At 70.3% G+C, this 1,880-nt stretch carries 2 protein-coding genes; one reads left to right on the forward strand and one right to left on the reverse strand.

Going from position 1 to position 1,880, the window contains the following annotated elements; all coding sequences use genetic code 11:
• The first annotated feature begins 321 nt into the window (after positions 1–321).
• Positions 322–813, forward strand: a complete 492-nt coding sequence (locus tag D7W79_RS41665; protein WP_014397268.1) for a VOC family protein — start codon at positions 322–324, stop codon at positions 811–813.
• Here the strand turns inward: D7W79_RS41665 and D7W79_RS41670 are convergent.
• Positions 770–1,880, reverse strand: a 1,111-nt coding sequence (locus D7W79_RS41670; protein ID WP_120530713.1) for a heparan-alpha-glucosaminide N-acetyltransferase domain-containing protein, incomplete at its 5' end; no start/stop codon positions are given. The genes D7W79_RS41665 and D7W79_RS41670 overlap by 44 nt on opposite strands.

Here is a 1,880-nt window from a genome sequence, read left to right on the forward strand (position 1 = left end):
CATGAGCCTGGATCCGTCGGCGGGGGCGCTCTCGGTGGTCGCGACGGCCTGGGGGCGGAGCTCGCCACGCGCCACGCCCTGCGCCGGCTCCATGGAGGAGCAGGCGCTCACGAGGCTGGCGCAGAGGAGGGCACCACTGACGAAGGACACGCGGCGCTTCGAGAAGAACGGGGACATGGGCGGCTCCGGGACGACGGGAGTAGGTCAGCGTGCCCCTGGAAACGACCGACCTCCGGAATGGGTTTATCCAGTGAATTTTTCCCGGGTCCGGACGTGGCCCGCGCTTGCGTGGGGGGACCCCTTTTGCGACGGTCCCCGCCCATGGAGACGACACGACCGTTCCGGATTCTGGGCATCCAGCAGATCGCCATCGGGGGGCTGGACAAGGGCGCCCTGCGCAAGCTGTGGGTGGACACGCTGGGCCTGACGGCCCATGGCACCTACCGCAGCGAGAAGGAGAACGTGGACGAGGACATCGTCGTGGCGGGCGCGGGCCCCTTCAAGGTGGAGGTGGACTTGATGCAGCCCGTCAACCCCGACGGCCGTCCGAAGGTGCACGACCCCGCGCTCAACCACGTGGGCCTGTGGGTGGATGACCTGGCGGTGGCCGTCAAGTGGCTGGAGGGGCAGGGCATGCGCTTCACGCCCGGCGGCATCCGCAAGGGCGCGGCGGGCTTCGACGTCTGCTTCATCCACCCGAAGGCCAGTGATCAGTTCCCGCTGAGCGGCGAGGGCGTGCTGATTGAACTGGTGCAGGCCCCGCCGGAGATCATCCGCGCCTTCGAGCAGGCCGCGGCCAGCGCGGCGCACTGAGCAGCCATTGGCCCGCGCGCGTGAAGGCCTTCTTCACCGCGCGCTCCAGCGGATCCCACGCGAGGCACAGCACGAACGTGCACGCGATGAGCAGCGCGAGCAGGCCCGCGTACTTCAGCCACCCGCTGGAGTCGCCCCACACCTTCTGGAACGAGAAGACGCCGAAGACGCGGTAGTACAGCAGCATCTCGTGGAAGAAGTACGCGGACAGCGACGCGGTGCCGAACACCTCCAGGAAGCGGCGGGCCCGTGAGGGCTTCGCGTCCGGCGCCATCCGGCCCTCCACCCAGAGCATCAACAACAGCACCGCGCAGACCCACATGAAGCGGGTGGCGGAGTTGGACGGGTTGGTGACGAAGAAGCGGTGCGGCGGGTAGAGGTCGTTGAGCACGCGCGGCATCAGCGTGCCCACGAGCCCCAGCGCGATGAGGAAGCCCAGGGCCCGCGCCAGCCCCTTGCGGCCCCACGCGCCCGCGATGCAGCCCGCGAAGGCGCCCAGCCACGCGAAGCCAATCCACGGCACCAGCGGGAAGGGGGCCCAGGAGGACTTGCGCAGGAACGACGCCCAGGGCTCGCCCGCGGAGTCACTGAAGGGCGCCAGCGCGAACGCCACCATCGCCAGCGCGAGCGCGGTGGCCGCGAGCACGCGCGGGCGTGAGGCCAATAGCGCGGCCAGGGGCAGGGTGATGATCAGGCACAGGCCCACGCAGTGGAGGATGTCCAGGCGCAGGAGCCACACGGGCTCGGTGCGGATGGGAAACCAGACGGCATTGACGAGCGCGGCGACGGCGAACACCTCCGCGATGCGGCGCAGGTTGCGGGGCACGCGCTCGTGCAGCACACCCGCGGCGGCGCTGCGCACCATCAACAGCGCCAGCGCGAACCCGGCGGAGAAGATGAACGCGGGGGCCACCAGCCCGTCCACCTTGAGCAGCCGGCCGGTCCACTCGCTCTTGCGCAGCTCCGGGGTGAGCAGCACGAGCGAATGGGTCTGGATCATCACGAGGACGGACAGGCCGCGCAGCCAGTCGATGGCGCGCACGCGCTCGCGGGAGACGGGGGCGGCG

It is taken from the genome of Corallococcus exercitus (assembly GCF_003611585.1).
Taxonomy (GTDB): domain Bacteria; phylum Myxococcota; class Myxococcia; order Myxococcales; family Myxococcaceae; genus Corallococcus; species Corallococcus exercitus.